At 74.4% G+C, this 16,768-nt stretch carries 16 protein-coding genes; 4 read left to right on the forward strand and 12 right to left on the reverse strand.

Annotation, left to right across the window (positions count from 1 at the left end):
- Positions 1–2 precede the first annotated feature (2 nt).
- Entirely contained in the window at positions 3–461 is a 459-nt protein-coding gene (locus V1L54_RS25585) for a MarR family winged helix-turn-helix transcriptional regulator (protein ID WP_330120495.1), read from the forward strand.
- A 130-nt stretch (positions 462–591) separates the two neighbouring features.
- Positions 592–972 (forward strand): GntR family transcriptional regulator, encoded by a 381-nt coding sequence (locus V1L54_RS25590; RefSeq protein ID WP_330120496.1) that lies wholly within the window; start codon positions 592–594, stop codon positions 970–972.
- Between the two features lie 35 nt (positions 973–1,007).
- Here the strand turns inward: V1L54_RS25590 and ybiA are convergent, their stop codons facing one another.
- The 3 genes from ybiA to V1L54_RS25605 form a co-directional block, all read right to left on the reverse strand.
- Complete coding sequence (ybiA, locus tag V1L54_RS25595) at positions 1,008–1,604, reverse strand: riboflavin biosynthesis intermediates N-glycosidase (protein ID WP_330120497.1); 597 nt, start codon at positions 1,602–1,604, stop codon at positions 1,008–1,010.
- Positions 1,601–2,695 (reverse strand): DUF5925 domain-containing protein, encoded by a 1,095-nt coding sequence (locus tag V1L54_RS25600; RefSeq protein WP_330120560.1) that lies wholly within the window; start codon positions 2,693–2,695, stop codon positions 1,601–1,603. Before V1L54_RS25600 ends, ybiA begins: the two co-directional genes overlap by 4 nt.
- A gap of 174 nt (positions 2,696–2,869) precedes the next feature.
- Positions 2,870–3,973 carry a serine/threonine-protein kinase gene (locus V1L54_RS25605; RefSeq protein ID WP_330120498.1) on the reverse strand — a complete coding sequence of 368 codons (1,104 nt, stop codon included), beginning with the start codon at positions 3,971–3,973 and terminating at the stop codon, positions 2,870–2,872.
- A gap of 167 nt (positions 3,974–4,140) precedes the next feature.
- Here V1L54_RS25605 and V1L54_RS25610 point away from each other — a divergent pair, with 167 nt between their 5' ends.
- Positions 4,141–4,407 carry a hypothetical protein gene (locus tag V1L54_RS25610; protein ID WP_330120499.1) on the forward strand — a complete coding sequence of 89 codons (267 nt, stop codon included), beginning with the start codon at positions 4,141–4,143 and terminating at the stop codon, positions 4,405–4,407.
- 113 nt (positions 4,408–4,520) lie between these two features.
- Here V1L54_RS25610 and V1L54_RS25615 read toward each other — a convergent pair whose 3' ends face one another.
- The 9 genes from V1L54_RS25615 to V1L54_RS25655 all read right to left on the reverse strand — a co-directional run bounded on the left by V1L54_RS25615 (position 4,521) and on the right by V1L54_RS25655 (position 15,584).
- Entirely contained in the window at positions 4,521–5,786 is a 1,266-nt protein-coding gene (locus tag V1L54_RS25615; protein ID WP_443076786.1) for a type ISP restriction/modification enzyme, read from the reverse strand.
- Positions 5,787–5,857: 71 nt separating this feature from the next.
- Positions 5,858–6,607: a GntR family transcriptional regulator gene (locus V1L54_RS25620; RefSeq protein WP_330120562.1), complete on the reverse strand. Its 750-nt coding sequence runs from the start codon at positions 6,605–6,607 to the stop codon at positions 5,858–5,860.
- Positions 6,608–6,740: 133 nt separating this feature from the next.
- On the reverse strand, positions 6,741–8,078 hold the full coding sequence (gene hmgA, locus V1L54_RS25625) for a homogentisate 1,2-dioxygenase (protein WP_330120500.1): 1,338 nt from the start codon (positions 8,076–8,078) through the stop codon (positions 6,741–6,743).
- Between the two features lie 404 nt (positions 8,079–8,482).
- Entirely contained in the window at positions 8,483–9,142 is a 660-nt protein-coding gene (locus V1L54_RS25630; RefSeq protein WP_330120501.1) for a PIG-L deacetylase family protein, read from the reverse strand.
- A gap of 52 nt (positions 9,143–9,194) precedes the next feature.
- Positions 9,195–10,454 carry a nucleotide sugar dehydrogenase gene (locus V1L54_RS25635; protein ID WP_330120502.1) on the reverse strand — a complete coding sequence of 420 codons (1,260 nt, stop codon included), beginning with the start codon at positions 10,452–10,454 and terminating at the stop codon, positions 9,195–9,197.
- Positions 10,455–10,470: 16 nt separating this feature from the next.
- Positions 10,471–11,448 (reverse strand): NAD-dependent epimerase/dehydratase family protein, encoded by a 978-nt coding sequence (locus tag V1L54_RS25640; RefSeq protein ID WP_330120503.1) that lies wholly within the window; start codon positions 11,446–11,448, stop codon positions 10,471–10,473.
- A gap of 55 nt (positions 11,449–11,503) precedes the next feature.
- Positions 11,504–12,910 carry an acyl-CoA dehydrogenase family protein gene (locus tag V1L54_RS25645; RefSeq protein ID WP_330120504.1) on the reverse strand — a complete coding sequence of 469 codons (1,407 nt, stop codon included), beginning with the start codon at positions 12,908–12,910 and terminating at the stop codon, positions 11,504–11,506.
- On the reverse strand, positions 12,907–14,211 hold the full coding sequence (locus V1L54_RS25650) for a pyridoxal phosphate-dependent aminotransferase (protein WP_330120505.1): 1,305 nt from the start codon (positions 14,209–14,211) through the stop codon (positions 12,907–12,909). The genes V1L54_RS25645 and V1L54_RS25650 overlap by 4 nt, the downstream gene beginning before the upstream one ends.
- On the reverse strand, positions 14,208–15,584 hold the full coding sequence (locus tag V1L54_RS25655) for a KamA family radical SAM protein (RefSeq protein WP_330120506.1): 1,377 nt from the start codon (positions 15,582–15,584) through the stop codon (positions 14,208–14,210). The genes V1L54_RS25650 and V1L54_RS25655 overlap by 4 nt, the downstream gene beginning before the upstream one ends.
- A gap of 292 nt (positions 15,585–15,876) precedes the next feature.
- On the opposite strand from V1L54_RS25655, the gene V1L54_RS25660 reads away from it, so the two are divergent.
- Positions 15,877–16,758, forward strand: coding sequence for a hypothetical protein (locus tag V1L54_RS25660; RefSeq protein WP_330120507.1), 882 nt, complete (start codon positions 15,877–15,879; stop codon positions 16,756–16,758).
- Positions 16,759–16,768: the final 10 nt, after the last annotated feature.

Consider the following 16,768-nt stretch of genomic DNA (forward strand, 5'->3'; position numbering starts at 1 on the left):
CCATGAACGAGCCCCGTTGGCTGGACGAGCTGGAAATGGCGGCCTGGAAGGGCTTTCTGCAGGCCTGGCACCGCGTCAACCGGTACCTGGACCAGCAGCTCAAACAGGACGCGGGCCTGTCCCACCCGCAGTACGAGATCCTGGTGCACCTCGCGGCGGCCCCCGGCGGCGAGCTCCGCATGACCGAGCTGGCCGAACGGCTGATCGCCTCCAAGAGCGGCCTGACCTATCAGGTCGGCCAGCTGGAGAAGCGGGGCCTGGTGCGGCGCCGCGCCTGTCCCAGCGACGTCCGCGGCGTCTTCGCGGTGCTCACCGACACCGGGCGCGAGACACTGCACGAGGCCGCGCCCGGCCATGTGGCGGCGGTGCGCGAAGCCCTCGTCGACGTCCTCGACCGCGAGCAGCTCGCCGTGCTCGCCGAGGCGTTCGGCAAGGTCGGCCACCGGCCGCGGCGGACCTGAACCCGGACCTCCCCGGTTCCGGCCGCCGGAAGCCGGCGGAAACCGGCGGGGAGGCTGGTGCAGAATCGTCGGCGCGCCACGGCACCCCGCCCGGCGCCCCGAAGACCTCCCGCAGCAGGAGAGATGTGCCGTGCCCCTGAGGATCGCCGTGGACCCGGACGCCCCCACCGCCCCGTACGAGCAGCTGCGCGCCCAGATCGCCGAACAGGCCCGCGGCGGCGTACTGCCGGTCGGCCACCGGCTGCCCACCGTGCGCGCGCTGGCCGGGGAGCTGGGCCTGGCGGCCAACACCGTGGCCAAGGCGTACCGGGCCCTGGAGGCGGACGGGGTGATCGAGACCCGGGGGCGCCACGGCACCTTCGTGGCCGCTGCCGGGGACGCCGCCGCCCGCGAGGCCGCCGCGGCCGCCGCGGAGTACGTCCGGCGGGCCCGGCGGCTGGGCCTGGACCGGGCCGCCGCGCTGGCCGCCGTCGAGGACGCCCTGCGCGCCGGGTACGGCTCGGGGAGCTGAGCGCGCCGGACCCGCGCTCCGCCGGCCCGCGCGGGTCAGCCCGCGGCGAGCCGCTCCCGCGCCGCCATCAGGGCGAAGCCCAGCAGGTTGAGCCCGCGCCAGCGCGCCGGGTCGGCCGCGCGCCCGTCGTCGGCGGCCAGTCCGATGCCCCAGATCCGGTCCAGCGGACTGGCCTCCACCAGCACCCGCCCTCCCCGGCGGCCTCCGGTCCGGGAGGTGCCCCCGGTGGCGAGCAGGAAGGCGCGCAGGTCCGCGTGCCGTCCGAACTTGTGGACGTTCCCCTCGACCACGATCCCGAAGCGGTGTTCGGCCCAGACCTCCTCGTGGAAGCCGCGCACGGTACGGCCCGCCGCCTTGGCCGCGCCGGGCTCCGCCGCGGCGAGTACTCGCTCCTCGGCCTCCGCGTCCCCGAACAGCCGCGCCTTGGCGGCCATCATCCAGTGCTCCGCGGTGGCGTAGCCGACACCCGCCGCGGTGAACGGGGCGGGCCACCACTGGCTGAGGCACTCCGGGCCCACCGGACCGCCCCGCCGGGGGGAGTTCCCCCGGAAGTACAGGTACTTCAACGGTTCGCCGCGTGCCCGCCGCGCCACCAGTTCCGCCACCCGGTGCCCGGGCGCCGTGCCCGTCACAGGTAGAGCCCCTGTTCGGCCGTGCCGGGCCCGGGCACCGCGGCCGGGGCGGTGCCCCGGCGCAGCGCGTACAGCTCGGCCAGCGTCGCGCCGTCCCGGCCGACGCCCTCCTCCCGGCCCAGCCACCGCACCGCCTCGGCACGGGTCAGCGGGCCGACCTCGATCCGGGCCAGACAGCGGCCGGGCCGCACCACCGCCGGGTGCAGCCGCTCCAGGTCCTCGTTGGTGGTCAGGCCGACCAGGATGTTCCGGCCCTGGCCCAGCAGCCCGTCGGTGAGGTTCAGCAGCCTCGACAGCGCCTGGCCGGTCGCGTGCTTGGCCTCGCCGCGGATCAGCTCGTCGCAGTCCTCCAGGAGCAGCAGCCGCCAGCGTTTGGCGTCCGGGCCGTCGTCCTCCTGGCCGACGGCGATGTCCATGAGGTAGCCGACCTCGTTGAACAGCCGCTCCGGGTCGAGCACGCAGTCCACCTGGCACCAGTCCCGCCAGGAGCGGGCCAGGGTGCGCAGGGCCGAGGTCTTGCCGGTGCCCGGCGGGCCGTGGAGCAGCAGCAGCCGGCCCGTGATGTCGTCCGGGGAGGTCTTCATCAGGCCGTCCATGGCCTCGGCGACCGGGGCCGGGTAGTTGCCGCGGACCTCCTCCCAGCTCCCGGCCCTGATCCGGCGCGTGGTGCGGTGTGGGCCGCGGCGCGGCGAGTTGTACCAGAAGCCCATGGTGACGTCCTCGGGTGCGGGCTCCGGCTCCTCCTCGGCGCCGTCCAGCGCCGCCCGCAGCGTCCGTTCGGCCAGCTCCTCGCTGACGGCCGTCACCGTCACGTCGACGCCCTGGTTCCAGCGGGACACCAGCACCGTCCAGCCCTCGCCCTCGGCGAGGACCGTCTCACGGCCGCCGTCCCGCGCCGAGCGCAGCACCAGCGCGTCCGGCGGCAGCAGGGACAGCCCCTTGCCGGCCCGGTTCAGGGAGCGGCCGTGGGCGTGCGGCTGCTCGCCGGTGGTGAAGCGGCCCAGGAACAGGGCGTCGATCACGTCGGAGGGGGAGTCGCTGTCGTCGATGCCCAGCCGGACGGGCAGCCGGGAGAAGAGCTGCGCGGACAGCCGGGAGGGGAGGTGGGCGGAGGGACGGGCGGGTGGGCGGACGGGCAGGTTTTCCTCGGTCGGCCGGGCGGGATGGTCGGCACACATGGGCCTCATGATCCGGCACCACCGTGCCGTGCGCACGCGGGTTTTCCGGGATGTCCCCGTGCCGTGCCCCGCCGGGCCGGCCCGGCGCTACCGGGCTGCTACGGCCGCTGCGAGGGCCGCCAGCAGCGCCACCAGCACCACCAGGATGGTCACCGGCAGCACCCACGGCCCCCGGTCGCCCTCCGGGGCGGGGGGCGCGGACCCGGAACCGGCCGACGGCCCGGGCGCGTCGGCCGGTACGGGGCGCCGGCCGGCGGCGGGCCCGCGCCCCCCGCCGTCCTGCGGGTCCCCGGAGGACACGGGCCGGGAGGGCTCCCCGGCACGGTCGGCACGGTCCGCGGACGGCCCCGGGGCGGGGCGCGGAGTGCTCCCGGCCGCGGCCACCCACAGCAGCCGCTCGGCGGCGGCGGCCGTCGGACGCTCGTCGGGATCCGCCCGCAGCAGCCTCTCCAGCACCGCCGCCAGCGGGCCCGCCTCCCGTACCGGCGGCAGGTCGGCGTCGGTGTACGAGGCCAGGGCTCCCAGGGTCTCCTCCGCGGTGCCGCGGCGGAACGGGGAGACGCCCGTCGCGGCCAGGTACAGCAGGACGCCCAGCGACCACATGTCCGAGGCCGGGCCGGGCGCGGCGCCCCGGGCGCACTCGGGCGCGGTGAACTCCGGCGCGCCGACCGGTTCCCCGGTCCGGGCGCGCGCGGTGTCGGCCTTCACCAGCGAGATGCCGAAGTCGGTGAGCACCACCCGGTTGTCGTTGCCCAGCAGGATGTTGGCGGGCTTGATGTCGCGGTGCCAGATGCCCGCCTCGTGCGCGCTGCGCAGTGCCGAGGCCGCCTCCGCCCCGATCCGCGCGGCGTGGGCCGGGGGCACCGATCCCTCCGCGGCCAGCACGTCCTTCAGGGACAGACCCCGTACCAGTTCCATCACGATCCACAGGCGGCCGTCCTCGACCACCACGTTGTGCACCGTGGTGGCGTTGCGGTGCGAGATGCGGCCGGCGGTCATGGCCTCCTGCTCCAGGCGGGTGTACAGCCGCCGGACCTCGTCCGGGGCGAGCTCGTCGGCCGCCCGGATCTCCTTGACCGCGACCTGCCTGCCCAGCGCCTCGTCGTGCGCCTGCCACACCACGCCCACCTCGCCGCGGCCCAGCTCGGCGGTGAGGCGGTACCGGTCGGCCAGCAGCCGTTCCGTGTCCATCGCGTGTCCCCCGTCCCCTGGCGTGATCGGATGCTGATGTCTCGTACTGTGTTCGTCAATCCCCTTGCGGGGAAGCTGAATCCGATGACCGGAATACCCGTGGGTCACGGTCGGGAGATAGGGTTACCCTGCCCGGGCCGGGAGCCCTCGTTTGGGTGGGGAGAGTCATGGAACAGATAACGGTGCGCAGCAGGGCACGAGTCCCTGCGATCCAGTGCGGGAGCGGTGCGACCAGTTCGCGCCTCGACCGGCACCTGAGCGTGCTGGCCGGTCCCGCCGTCCCCCAGGATGACACGGCGGAGGCCACCACGCTCATGCGCGAGCTGACCACGCGCGACACCGCACGCGCCCGGTCGGGGAACCGGAGTGCCAGGGTGTCGCTGTTCGCACCGCTGCGGCGGCTGCGGCGCTCCATCTTCGGCGGGCGCGCCTGACCGCGCGCCGATCCTGACTCCCCACCGAGGGCCGGGCGTCGCCGCCCGGCCCTGAATGCTGCCCGCGTACCGCCGTTCCCGGTGGCGCGGGTCCCGGCCGGTCGGAGGGGAGCTCACAGCAGGGCGAGCTGCCCCTCCGGGCCCTCCTCGGGGTGGTCCAGGACGGACGCCGGGCGCCGGGCGCCCGGCGGCACCGGGAGCACCCCGGCCGCGCGCAGCTCCGCGGTGCCGATCGCGGGGCCGTCGGCCAGCCGCCGGGCGAGCTCCTCCCGCGGGCCGCTCAGCCGGTCCAGGAGCGTGAGTACGGTGATCAGCTCCAGCAGCTCGGAGGTCCACTCCGCCGGCCAGCGGGCGGGACGCACCGCCTCCAGCGTGCCGGGCCCGGCCGGTGCCGTACGCCGGGCGAACCACTCCCGGAGCACCGGTGCGCCGCCCGCCTCGAACTCCCAGGCGGCCCGCGCCACCGGGGCTATCCGGCCGTCCCCCAGCCACAGGGCCTCCTCGTCCGCGTCGTGGCGCAGCCCGTCCGGGGCCGGCCGGCCGGGCAGGGCGGCCCGTACGTAGGGGCGTCGGCCGCCCGGCAGCCGCGGCCGGGCGCCGTCGCCGCAGCGGGCGCCCCGGGTGTGGACCCACAGCAGCCGGCGGCCCAGCTCGACGCCCTCCTCCCACACCGCGCGGTCCGCGGTGAGCGGTACGGCGAGGCCCGCGGGGCCCGGGCGCAGCGCGGCGGCGGTCCAGGCGAGGACGTCCTCGGCCGTCACCGCGGTGCCCAGCCGCGCGGACAGCAGGGCGGGCAGCCCGGGGGCGAGGTTGGGCTCCCGGCCGCCGGGACGCCGGTACAGGGGCCGGACGCGGCCGGGGCGGGCCGCCCGGGTCCCGGGGGACACCGGAGCGCTGACGGCGGGCAGCGCGGTGAAGACCGCCTCGGCGACGGGCGCGCGGGGCGCGGGGGCGGCCTCGACCAGGTGGATCTGCCGCTCGTCGGCGACCCGCCACAGCTCCGGCCGGGCGGCGTCGAGGAGCCGCTGGTCCGGTATCAGCCACTGCCGGTCGTGGAGCCCGGCCAGCGCCCGCACCGGCTCCGGGCAGGGCCCGTCCTCCCGGTCGAGCCGTCCGGTGGACGCGGCCGCCGCCCCGGCCGGGCCGGGCAGCCGGGGCACCGCGGAGCGCGTCGTACGGGCGCGGGTCGGGACGAACAGCGTCTCGCGCTCGGCCCCCCGGGCCCGGAGCAGCGCGGCCCAGCGGGCCTTCAGGGACGCCGGGTCGGGGGCCAGCACCCAGCTCCGGCCCGGCCGGAGCGGCCGGACGGACCAGGGCATCAGCTCGTCGAGCGGGAGCGCTCCGCCGTCCGCCGCCCCGTCACGCACCCTGCCGCTCACCCCTGTCGGTCCGCCGCCGTACACCGCTGCCGCCCGCCTCCCGCGTCCCCGCCCGCATGGTACGGGGGCGGTCAGTCCGCCTCCACGGTGACGGAGAACGAGAAGCGGTCGCCGCGGTAGCGGATGCGGGCCACGTCCACCACCCGGCCGGTGTCGTCGTAGGTGACGCCCGTGTAGTGCAGGATGGGGCTGAGCAGCGGTACGTCGAGCAGGCCGGCCGTCTCGGGGTCGGCGAGCCGGGCCTGGACGGTGTCGGTGATGCGGCTGATCCGCACGCCCACCGTGTCGCGCAGCACCTTCGTCATCGGCCAGCGGGCCAGGTCGTCCGGATCGACGCGGGCGGCGAGTTCGGGACGGACCAGGTTGTCGGCCCAGTTGGTCGGCTCGCCGTTCTCCCGGTCGCGGCGCAGCCGCCGGTAGGACACCGCCTCGGACAGATCCGGGAAGTGCTCGGCCAGTTCCCCGGGGACCGGTGCCGGGCCGTGGCCCAGCAGGGTGGTCTCCTCGCCCGACTGCTGGGCCACGATGGCGTCCACCGAGCCCAGCAGCCGTACCGGCGCACCGCTGCGGGCACCGGGCTCGATGAACGTGCCGCGCCGCCGGTGCCGGCTGATCAGCCCCTCGTTCTCCAGCTCCTTGAGCGCCTGGCGCATGGTCAGCACGCTGACGCCGTAGTGCTCGGCGAGCCGCTCCTCGGTCGGCAGGCGCAGCGGCGCGCCGGGGGAGCGGCCGAGTATCGAGGCCCGCAGCGACTGCGAGACCTGGTACCACAGCGGCAGCTTGCGGTTCAGCGCGAGCGAGTCGGGGGCGAAGACGGTCACGGCGGCCTCCGGACGGCCTGACGGGTTGCGGCGGTGCGGCTTCTGGGCGGTGCGGCGGTGCGGCGGTGCGGTGACGCGCACGGCGCCGCCGCACCACGACGCGGGTCACCGTACGCGGTGCCGGGGCGCCGCGTCAGGCCCTGAAGTGACGTTCCAGACCCTGCCACACCTCGTCGTAGCCGCGCTGGAGGTGCTCCGCGTCGCGGGCCTGCGCGGTGAGCACCACCGGCCAGCGGGTCTCGACCATGAAGGCGAGGCCGTCGTCCACCTTCCGCGGGACGAGCTCGGCGGCGCTCGCCTGTTCGAAGGTCTCCCGGTCCGGTCCGTGCGCCGACATCATGTTGTGCAGTGAGCCGCCGCCGGGGACGAAGCCGCCCGGGCCGGAGCTCTTGGCGTCGTAGGCGCCCTCGATCAGGCCCATGTACTCGCTCATCACGTTGCGGTGGAAGTACGGCGGCCGGAAGGTGTCCTCGCCGACCAGCCAGCGCGGGGCGAACACCACGAAGTCCGCGTTCGCCAGGCCCGGGGTGTCGGACGGCGAGGTGAGGACGGTGAAGACCGAGGGGTCGGGGTGGTCGTAGCTGATGCTGCCGATCACGTTGAAGCGGCGCAGGTCGTAGACGTACGGCACATGGCTGCCGTGCCAGGCGACGACGTCCAGGGGGGAGTGGTCCCAGGTGGCCGTCCACAGGTCGCCGCAGAACTTGGTCACCACCTCCACCGGGCCCTCGACGTCCTCGAAGGCCGCGGTGGGGGCGAGGAAGTCCCGGGGGTTGGCCAGGCCGTTGGCGCCGATGGGGCCGAGGTCGGGGAGGGTGAAGGGGCGGCCCATGTTCTCGCAGACGTAGCCGCGCACGAGCGGGTCCAGCGGCTCGACGCGGAAGCGCACCCCGCGCGGGATCAGTGCCACCTGGCCCGGTGCGGCGGCCAGCAGGCCGAACTCGGTGCGCAGCAGCAGTCCGCCGCGCTCGGGCACGATCAGCAGTTCGCCGTCTGCGTCGCCGAACACCCGCTCCATGGGGGCGTCGGCGGCGTAGAGGTGGACGGCGACGCCCTCGCGCCGGGCGGCGTCGCCGTTGCCGCCCAGCGTCCACAGCCCGGCCAGGAAGTCGGTGCCGGGCGCGGGGTCGGGCAGCGGGTCCCAGCGCAGCCGGTTGGGGTCCGGCGCGGTCTCGGTGAAGGGGGCGCCGCGCAGGTTTCCGTTCCCGGTGCGGACCAGGCGCGGATGGGCGGCCGAGGGACGGATGCGGTACAGCCACGAGCGGCGGTTGTGGGCGCGGGGTTCGGTGAAGGCGGTGCCGCTGAGCTGTTCGGCGTAGAGCCCCAGGGGAGCACGCTGCGGGGAGTTGCGGCCCACCGGAAGCGCTCCGGGGACGGCCTCGCCGCTGTGCTCGTTCCCGAACCCGGGGGAGTACGCCAGCCCCGCCGCGGTCTTGCGCGCCTGCTCGAAACCGCTCGTCGTGCCGCTCATAGCAACGCTCCCGGTGCCCATGGTTTCCTGTCGAACACCATAGGAATGGGTGGGGGCGGGCGTCAATCGGGAAATCGGGTGCCGCCGTGGAGCGCGTCGGGCGCACGGAGACCGTCGGCGCCGCCCGGTCCGCCGACCGCACCACCGTCGTCGGCATCGGCGGCAGGGAGCCGAGGGCCTCCTTCTCCCCGCCGGGGATCCTCCGCTTCGCCCACCCGCCCCGTCCGGCCGTGTCCACGGCGACTGCGGCCCCGTCCGCGACCTGCCGGCGCTCGCCGGGCACGTCCGCTCCGGGAGGGCCGGACCCGGACGCGCCGGTCACCGGCCGGACGCGGCGGGTGGGCGCTGGTGGTCTTCCCGGAGCGACCCGGCGCACCGCCCGCCGCGGGCGGTGCGCCGGGTCGCTACACGTGGACGACCCTCGGTGTCTCGAACGCCTCGGCGAGCGGGACCGCCACCTGCGAGCCCCGGTACGCGGCGAGCGCTCTGACACCCCCCTCGCTCCGGGGCAGCGGCCACGGTTCGACCTCCTGGCCGTAGGCGCGCAGCGCGGCCAGTTTGCGCTCCAGGTGCTCCTCGGAGACGGCCTGCCAGCAGTTCGGGGAGAAGGACGGCCGGATGCCGGACGCCTCCCCCCAGTCGGTGGCCGACCTGACCTCGAAGCAGCGGATCTCGCCGACACCGCTGCGCCCGGGCCGGGCCGCCACCCGGACCGCCGAGCTCACCAGCCGGTGGTCCTGGTTGAGATCGGCCAGGCTGGAGGTGAGAACGGTGTCCGGGCCGAAGGCCCGGATCTCTACCTCGACGAGCCTGTTGAGCTCCAGCTGGCCGACCCGGTCGAGCCGGTTGTCGCCGTGGCCGTGTACGGCGACTTCGGCGATGCCCAGGATCCGGGCGGCCTCCTTGACCGCCAGTGACCGGTTGGCGGCCCGGTGCGGACTGCGGTGCCGGGAACCGTCGTCGTCGGTCAGTACGCACAGCCGGATGCGGACGCCGGCGTCGCTCAGCCGTGCCAGGGTGGCGCCCGCCCCGAGGGTCTCGTCGTCTCCGTGCGCGACAACCACAAGTAGCCTTCGCAATGCGCTCTCCCGTTCCGCTGGGCGGTGTCCGAGGGGCCTACAGCCGACTGACCCGAGGGTCTGCCGGCATGACTCCTCTGGTGTCCAGGACCGGGCAGCCACCCGCCGTGATGTCGTGCAGGTCCAGCGTCCGGTGCGGCTGGAGGAGCACGGCGATGTCGCACGAGGCGGCGGCCGCCGCCAGATCCTCCTCCCTGTCGACCGGCTCGCCGTCCACCACCCATTCCCCGATCAGGGGATCGGTGAAGACGACGTGCGCACCGGCCCGGCGCAGAGCGCGGGCGAGCGGGACCGCGGGGGTCTCCCGCACATCCGACACGTCGGGCTTGTACGTCACGCCGACGAGGAGGACGCGCGCACCGTTGGTGCACCTGCCCACGGTGTTCAGCGTGTGCTGGATCCGACTGAACACGTGCCCGGGCATCCGCTCGTTGACCTCCACGGCCAGCTCGACGAGCCGGGAGGGACGGCCCAGGCCGCGGGCCGTGTGCGCGAGGTAGACCGGATCGACGGGTATGCAGTGGCCGCCGACCCCGGGGCCGGGCAGGAAGCGCTCGAACCCGAACGGCTTGGTGGCCGCCGCCTCGATCGACTCCCACAGGTCGATGTCCAGCTCGTCGCAGAACATCGCCATCTCGTTCACGAGCGCGATGTTGACGCTCCGGTAGGTGTTCTCCAGCAGCTTGGACAGCTCCGCCTCGCGGATCCCGGAGACCGGGACGACCTCGGCGACGAACTTTCCGTAGAACGCCGCCGCCCGGTCCCCGCAGGCCCGGGTGTGCCCCGCGACCAGCTTCGGGGTGTTCTGCACCCCGTAGTGCGGATTCCCCGGGTCGATCCGCTCCGGGGAGTAGGCCAGGCCGAAGTCCCTGCCCGCCCTGAGACCGGACCGCTCCAGGATGGGCAGCACCACGCCCTCGGTGGCTCCAGGCCAGATCGTGGACTCCAGGACGACCAGGGTGCCCGCGCGCAGGTGCGCTCCGACGGTCTCCGCGGCGGCGCACACCTGGCCGAGGTTGGGCCGGTGGTCGCCGTCCAGCGGGGTGGGTACGCAGATGACGATCGTGTCGCTGGCGGCCAGCACCGCCGGGTCGGTCGTCGCCGTGAACCCCTGGTCCAGCATCACGGCCAGCTCGGCGTCGGACACCGTGTCGACGGGTGACCGCCCGGCGTTGAGCATCTCCACCCGGTGCGCCGCCACGTCGAACCCGACGACGCGGCCGCCGACCGCGGCCGCAGCCCTGGCCAGGGGCATGCCCACATAACCGAGCCCCACTACCGCGTAATCGTATGTCACGAATTCCTCCTAGGGACTAGCCGGCGACGACGGAGCCGACGCGGACCTCCGAGATCACGTCCCGCAGCACGTCGTCCAGCGATCGCCTCGGCCGCCAGCCCGTCAGCTTCCTCACCCGGGTCGTGTCCGGCACGCGGCGCAGCGGTTCTTCCGAATGTTTTCCGTAGGCTTCCTCATGAGGTACGAAGGTGATCTCCGAATTCGACCCGGTGAGTTCGATGACGCGCCTCCCGAGGTCGAGGACGCTGATCTCCTCGGAGGATCCGAGATTGAACGTCCCGCCGATCGAGCGCTCCTCCTCCAACAGCCGGACGACTCCTTCCACCGCGTCGTCGACGTGCATGAAGCAACGCGTTTGCAGGCCGTTCCCGTAGATGGTGAGGGGACGGTTCTCCACCGCCTGGCGGACGAGCCGGGGGATCACCATCCCGTACGCGGGACTCTGCCCGGGGCCGACGGTGTTGAAGAAGCGCACGACGACCGACTCCAGGCCCTGCTCCCGGTGATAGGCGTTGACCAGGGACTCGTCGACTGCCTTCGCCTCGCTGTAGGACCACCGCGCCACTTCGGGGCTGCCGAGGATCCGGTCGGAGTCCTCCCGCAGCGGCACGTCCGCGTTCTTGCCGTAGACCTCGCTCGTACTGGCCAGCAGCAGCCTCCTGCCGAAGCGGTGGGCGGCCCGGGCCACCGCCTCCGTGCCCAGCACGTTGGTGGCCAACGACCGCAGCGTCCGTTCGACGACCAGCCGGACGCCGACTGCCGCTGCCAGGTGCACCACGGCGTCGCACTGCTCGACCAGCTCGTCCACCAGGCCCCGGTCCAGCACGCTCCCCCGGACGAAGGCGTACCGCTCGCCGTGCGCGGCGGCCGGGGCGCCGGGCGGGCTTCCCGTCGACAGGTCGTCGAGCACCAGCAGCGAATGCCCCCCGGCGAGGAGGACCTCGCCGAGACGGGAGCCGATGAACCCGGCTCCCCCGGTGATCAGGTATCTCATGGTCGCTCCTTGCTCGGGGTTTCCTCGGGGGACTCTCCGGGGCTTCTCGGAGCCGTCAGGCGTGGCGGACGTCCCGGTCCATGAGGACCAGCGCACCGTCCGCCGCGTGCAGACGGTCGTTGCTGTAGTTCAGCGGGGCCGAGCGCAGATCCCGCAGGGTGCGTTCGAGGGCCAGGGGGGAGTCGCGCAGATAGCCGTGGAACATGCCGGTGAGTTCGATCAGTTCGTCCACGGCGGCGGGGCACTTCTCGGAGGCGGTCAGCTTCACCGCGTTCAGGAGGAGCTGCACCGGCGGGGACGTCACGTCGGTCGCCGGGTCCTCCAGCACCCCGGTCGCGTGCCGCAGCACGGCGTGCACCGTGTCCAGGTGCTGGCGGGCCCGGGACAGCCGCCGCAGCAGCAGCTCCGACCCCAGGTCGCGGCGGTCCCGCTCCGCGCGCAGCAACCGCACCACCCGGGCCAGGGCGCCGTCGGCGGCGCCCAGCCAGCAGGCGGCCCAGCCCACGTGGGCCAGGGGCGCGAAGGTGCGCAGCACGATGTCGCGGAACCCGCCGGGACCGCCCACGACCTGGCGCGCCGGGATGTCGCCGGCCAGCCGCATCGGGACGCTGTGCGTGGCGCGCATGCCCAGCGGGTTCCAGCCGCCGGTGACGGTGATCTCCAGTTGGTCCCGGTCGGCGTACACCAGCGACACCCGGTTCGGTGAGGCCGCGTCGGGAGCGGCCATCGAGACGAGGAAGCCGTCGGCGTGGGCACCGCCGGTGACGACCGGTGCCGTCCGCTCCAGGCGCAGCACCGACGCGTCGCCGCCCAGCGGCGAGGACGAGGTCAGCAGGTGGCCGCCCTTGCCCGGCTCGGTGGTGACCGAGCCCATGTAGAGCCCGCCCCGGGCCACCCGGGGCAGCAGCGCCGCCCGCAGCTCCTCCGACGCGTGCCCGGTCAGCGCCGCGACCTGCTGGCAGTGCATCGCGTAGATCATCCCGACCGACACGCACTCGCGGGACAGTCCGCCCGCGACCGCGAGCATGTCGGACGTCGTGCCGCCCAGACCGCCGTACCGCACCGGGACGAGCAGGCCGAGCAGACCGCTGCGGCGCAGTGCCTCCAGTGCCTCCACCGGGAAGGAGGCGTCCCGGTCGGTCCGTGCCGCGTGTTCGCGGACCACGGGCCGGATCTGCTCCAGCAGTGCCGCCGGGTCGGCGGGCGGGCCTGCCGCCCGCTCGAAGAGCCGGCAGAAGCCGTCCACCGTGCGCAGGGTCTCGGGGGTGAGGCCGGAGGGGTCGGCCTCGACGCCGAGCAGTTCCTCGATCCGCTCCACCAGCTCGACCATGCGGAAGGAGTTGAACGCCGGCAGCCGGTGCAGCTCGCCGTCGCGGGCGAGTGCGCCGCTGTCGACCGCCAGCACCTCGGCCGCCGTGCTGATCACCGTCGCGCGGACGTCCCTGATCGTGTCGCCGCTCATGCCGCCTCCCCGGCGCTCCGTGAGGACAGCCCCCGGAAGGCCTCCTCGATCCTGGTGAGGACGGCGCCGACGTGCGGCAGCCGCAGCGGGTCGGCGGCGTCCAGGGCCGCCTCCTGCTGCTCCCGGGTGTCCCCGTACAACATGCTGGTCGCGGCCTTGAAGCGCAGCGCGCCGTGGCTGTCGCCGAGATGGTGGCCGGCCAGCACCGCGACGCCGTACCTGTCCAGCAGGTGGAGCTGGAGGGAGCCGGAGTCGGTGACGCCCCGTGCGGCCAGTTCCCCGCGGACCGGTTCGAAGTCGGGGTAGACGTAGAAGCCCGCGGTCGGCGGCCGGCAGCGGGCCGACGCGCCCACGGCGGCCCGGTGGACCGCGCGCGCCACCGCGCCGTGCAGCCGGGCGCAGGCGGCCAGATGCCGACGGATCTCGGAGGGCTCCCCGAACGCGTACTCCGCGACCTCCTGCATCGGACCCGCCAGGGCGGACCACATGTCGCTGGCCACGGAGAGGACCTCCGCACGGATCCGTTCACCCAGGGAGCCGGCGGGGAACCGGACGGCCCCGATGCGCCAGCCGCCGATCGCCAGGCTCTTCGACAGGCCGGTGGTGACCACGGTGCGCCCGGGCGCCACCTCGGCCGGGCCGAGCAGCGCGGTGGCCGGGTCGTGCACGGTGTCCCGGTAGATTTCGTCGGAGACCACCAGGAGGTCCTCCTCCTCGGCCACCGCGCAGACTTCCCGCACCAGACGCGGAGGAGCCAGGGTGCCGGTCGGGTTGTCCGGCAGGGTCAGCACCACGATGCGCGGATCATGACCGGCCGCCCGGGCCGCGTGCAGGGTCCTGCGCAGGGCGTCCGGCTCGGGCACGCCGCCGCACTCGGCGGGGATCGGCACGCCGAACGCCTGCTTGCCCGCCAGCCGCACCTGTGGGGCGTAGGAGTTCCAGCAGGGACGGGGGACCAGCACGTCGCCGGGGACGGCGAACTGCAGCGCCGTCAGCAGGGGCTTGCTGCCGGGGCCGACGACCACCTGACCGGAATCGGTGGGCATCCGGCGCCGGGCGAAGTAGCCCGCCACGGCCTCCCGCACCGGCGCGGCGCCGGCGACCGGGCCGTAGGCGTTGCGGTGCGCGCCGGCGGCGAGCCGTGCCGTCAGGGGGGCGAAGGCGGGCAGCCGGGCCTCGCCGAACCCGAGGTGGACCAGGGAGTCGCCGGCCGCCCTGCGCCGCTCGACGAGTTCGTTGAGGGCCAGGTTGGGCGACAGCTGACGGGGGGCGGCGGGAGCGGCCGCGCCGGGGCCGGTCACCGGTGCTCCTCTCGCCACTGCCCCGCGGACCCGGCGCGGGCCGGCGCGGGGGTGTGGGCGCCGTGCACCGCCGCGGCGATGTCGGCCGGGGTGGAGGGGTCCGCGCCGAGTTCCGTCAGCCACGCGGCGGTGGGGGAGTAGGGGGCCCGGAACGGCCTCCCGACGAGCGAGGGGTCGCGTGCCTGGAGCATCCGCAGCCTGAAGAACTTCCCGTCCGGGGCGCTCTCGACACCGTCCACGACCACCTTGCCGGGGGTCGCGGACATCACCGGTCCGCGTACGGTGCGGGCCAGTCCCGGCAGGAGCCGGTAGGCGTCCTGGAAGACCGACACGGCCCGGGCCAGCGGGACCCGGAAGTAACCGTGCGGTCCGGTGTCGCGCTCGACGAACATGTAGTACGGGACCGCTCCCGCCGCCAGTTCGGTGCGCCACAGCTCGTTCCACGTCGACGCCCAGTCGTTGACGTGGGCGATGAGCGGCGCCTGGCAGTACACCACGGCCCCGGTGGACAGGATCCGGGCCAGGGCCCGGCGGGCCGTGCCGGTGCCGAGCTCGCGGGGGTGGCTGAAGTGGGCCATCACGGCGACCTGGCGTCCGGTGGCCGTCATCCGTTCCATGAACCGGAGCAGGTCGTCGGCGTCGCGGTCGGTGACGAACCGTTGGGGCCAGTAGGCGACGGCCTTGGTCCCGATGCGGATCGTCCGCACGGTCTCCACGTCCAGCAGCGGCTCCAGGTGGGAGCGCAGCCGCTCGGTCGACATCACCATCGGGTCGCCTCCGGTGACCAGGACGTCGGACACCTCCGGATGCCGGTGCAGGTAGGCGATCAGCCCCGTCGGTCCGCGAGCGGCGAACCGCAGACCGGGCTCGCCGACGAACTGCGCCCAGCGGAAGCAGTAGGTGCAGTAGGCGTGGCAGGTCTGGCCGTGTCCGGGGAAGTACAGCACCGTCTCGCGGTACTTGTGCTGGAGGCCGGACAGCCGCTCGCCGTCGAGGCTGGGCACGTTGTACTCCCGCTGCCCCGAGGGGTGCGGATTGAGTCGCTCCCGGATCCGCCGCACCGCGGCCCGGGCGTCGGACCGCCGGGTGTCGGTGCCGGTCAGCCGGACCAGGCTCCGCCGGTCCTGTTCCCGCAACATCTCCAGCTGCGGAAAGACCAGCTGGAACATCGGGTCGTCCGGGACGTCCGACCAGTCGATCAGATGGGACAGGACGTATTCGTTGACTCGGAAGGGAAGGACCCGTGAAACGAGGCGTATGGATTCCTGGAGGTCCGGAGGTATTCCATACCGAGCCGCGATCTCGTCCAGTTGATGCGGTCCCCATGCGCGAAAACGTTCTGTTTCCACGGGGCTGCGGACCATTAGGGACATGAGACCTTCCTCCGGTTTCGTGGCAGGTGTTCTCACATTAGGGCCTGTCCGCGGTTCCGCGCCACAGTTTGCGCACGCCCGCCCAACGGCCGGATTTATACCCTCATAAAAATCCGCTATGGCTCCGCTTGCCGCGCCGCTTGACCCCGGATTACCCGGCGGCAATAACATGAGGGAAAGTCGGGTCCCGTCGCGCTCTCCCGCGATGGATTCCCGCTCCATTCTGTTTCGCCGGCGCCGTTTTCCCGCGGTGCCCGGAGAAGACGGCAGCCGGAGGAGGCGGAGGCGCCAGATGCCGACAACCACCCCGTCCACCATCCCGTCCACGGTGCGGACGGAGCTGCTGGACTGCATTCAGGTCAACCTCGCCGTACTGGCCGACCGGTACCACGGACCGGACAGCCACCTCGTGCTGGGCGCGGTGCTCCGCTTCCGGCCTGGACGGCTCCCGGAGACCGCGCTGCCCACGGTCGAACCGCCCGTGGCGCAGCAGGTCGAGGAGTGCGCCGCCCGGCTCGGTCTGACGGTGCGGGAGGCGGCGACCGACCTGTCCGGCGCCGGGACCGCCGAGCTGGCCGGGGACGGTGGCACGGTGTACGCGGTGGGGGACGCCTACGGGATGCCCTGGCTGCCGTACGCCGGGAAGCGCCACATGGCGCACAGCTTCCTGGTCCGGCGCTCCGGCGACCGGGCCCTGGTCACCGACGCCTACCACAACGAGACGCGCTGGGGGCCGGCCGTTCCGGGCCGGTGGACGGTCGGCTGGGACGAACTGCCCCGCGTGGAGAGCGCGGTGCGCTTCGCCCCGGCGGCCGGCGGCGTGCCGCGGGCCGCCCCCGCCGTCGACATCGAGCCGCCGTCGGCCTACCTGGCCGCCTACGAGCAGTGTCCCGATCCCGGGAGGGCGGTGGAGCAGCTGACCGTGGAGACCTGGCTGCTGGCCCGGTCGCGTGGACTGCACGCCGCGTACCGCGACCGGTCGGGCGGACCGGCCGGGCCGGAGGTCGAGGCGCACGTGCGCCGGTGGAACGAGCTCGCGGTGCAGGCGTTCATCACGCTGCGGCGGCTGCACCGGGGCGGGGCCGGCACCGGTGCGCTGCTGACCCGGCTGGCCGCCGCGCTGGCCGCCGACAGCGAGGTCTTCGGCGGGGCGCGGGCCGCCGCGAACCCGTAGGACCCGGAAC

The organism is Streptomyces rubellus, from assembly GCF_036323805.1.
Lineage (GTDB): Bacteria > Actinomycetota > Actinomycetes > Streptomycetales > Streptomycetaceae > Streptomyces.

Excerpts from the sequence above, each read along its gene's own strand:
- V1L54_RS25585 (WP_330120495.1), top strand. The coding sequence starts at position 3 with ATGAACGAGCCCCGTTGGCTGGACGAGCTGGAAATGGCGGCCTGGAAG.
- V1L54_RS25605 (WP_330120498.1), bottom strand. The coding sequence starts at position 3,973 with ATGGACACGGAACGGCTGCTGGCCGACCGGTACCGCCTCACCGCCGAG.
- V1L54_RS25610 (WP_330120499.1), top strand. The coding sequence starts at position 4,141 with ATGGAACAGATAACGGTGCGCAGCAGGGCACGAGTCCCTGCGATCCAG.
- hmgA (WP_330120500.1), bottom strand. The coding sequence starts at position 8,078 with ATGAGCGGCACGACGAGCGGTTTCGAGCAGGCGCGCAAGACCGCGGCG.
- V1L54_RS25640 (WP_330120503.1), bottom strand. The coding sequence starts at position 11,448 with ATGAGATACCTGATCACCGGGGGAGCCGGGTTCATCGGCTCCCGTCTC.
- V1L54_RS25645 (WP_330120504.1), bottom strand. The coding sequence starts at position 12,910 with ATGAGCGGCGACACGATCAGGGACGTCCGCGCGACGGTGATCAGCACG.
- V1L54_RS25655 (WP_330120506.1), bottom strand. The coding sequence starts at position 15,584 with ATGTCCCTAATGGTCCGCAGCCCCGTGGAAACAGAACGTTTTCGCGCA.
- V1L54_RS25660 (WP_330120507.1), top strand. The coding sequence starts at position 15,877 with ATGCCGACAACCACCCCGTCCACCATCCCGTCCACGGTGCGGACGGAG.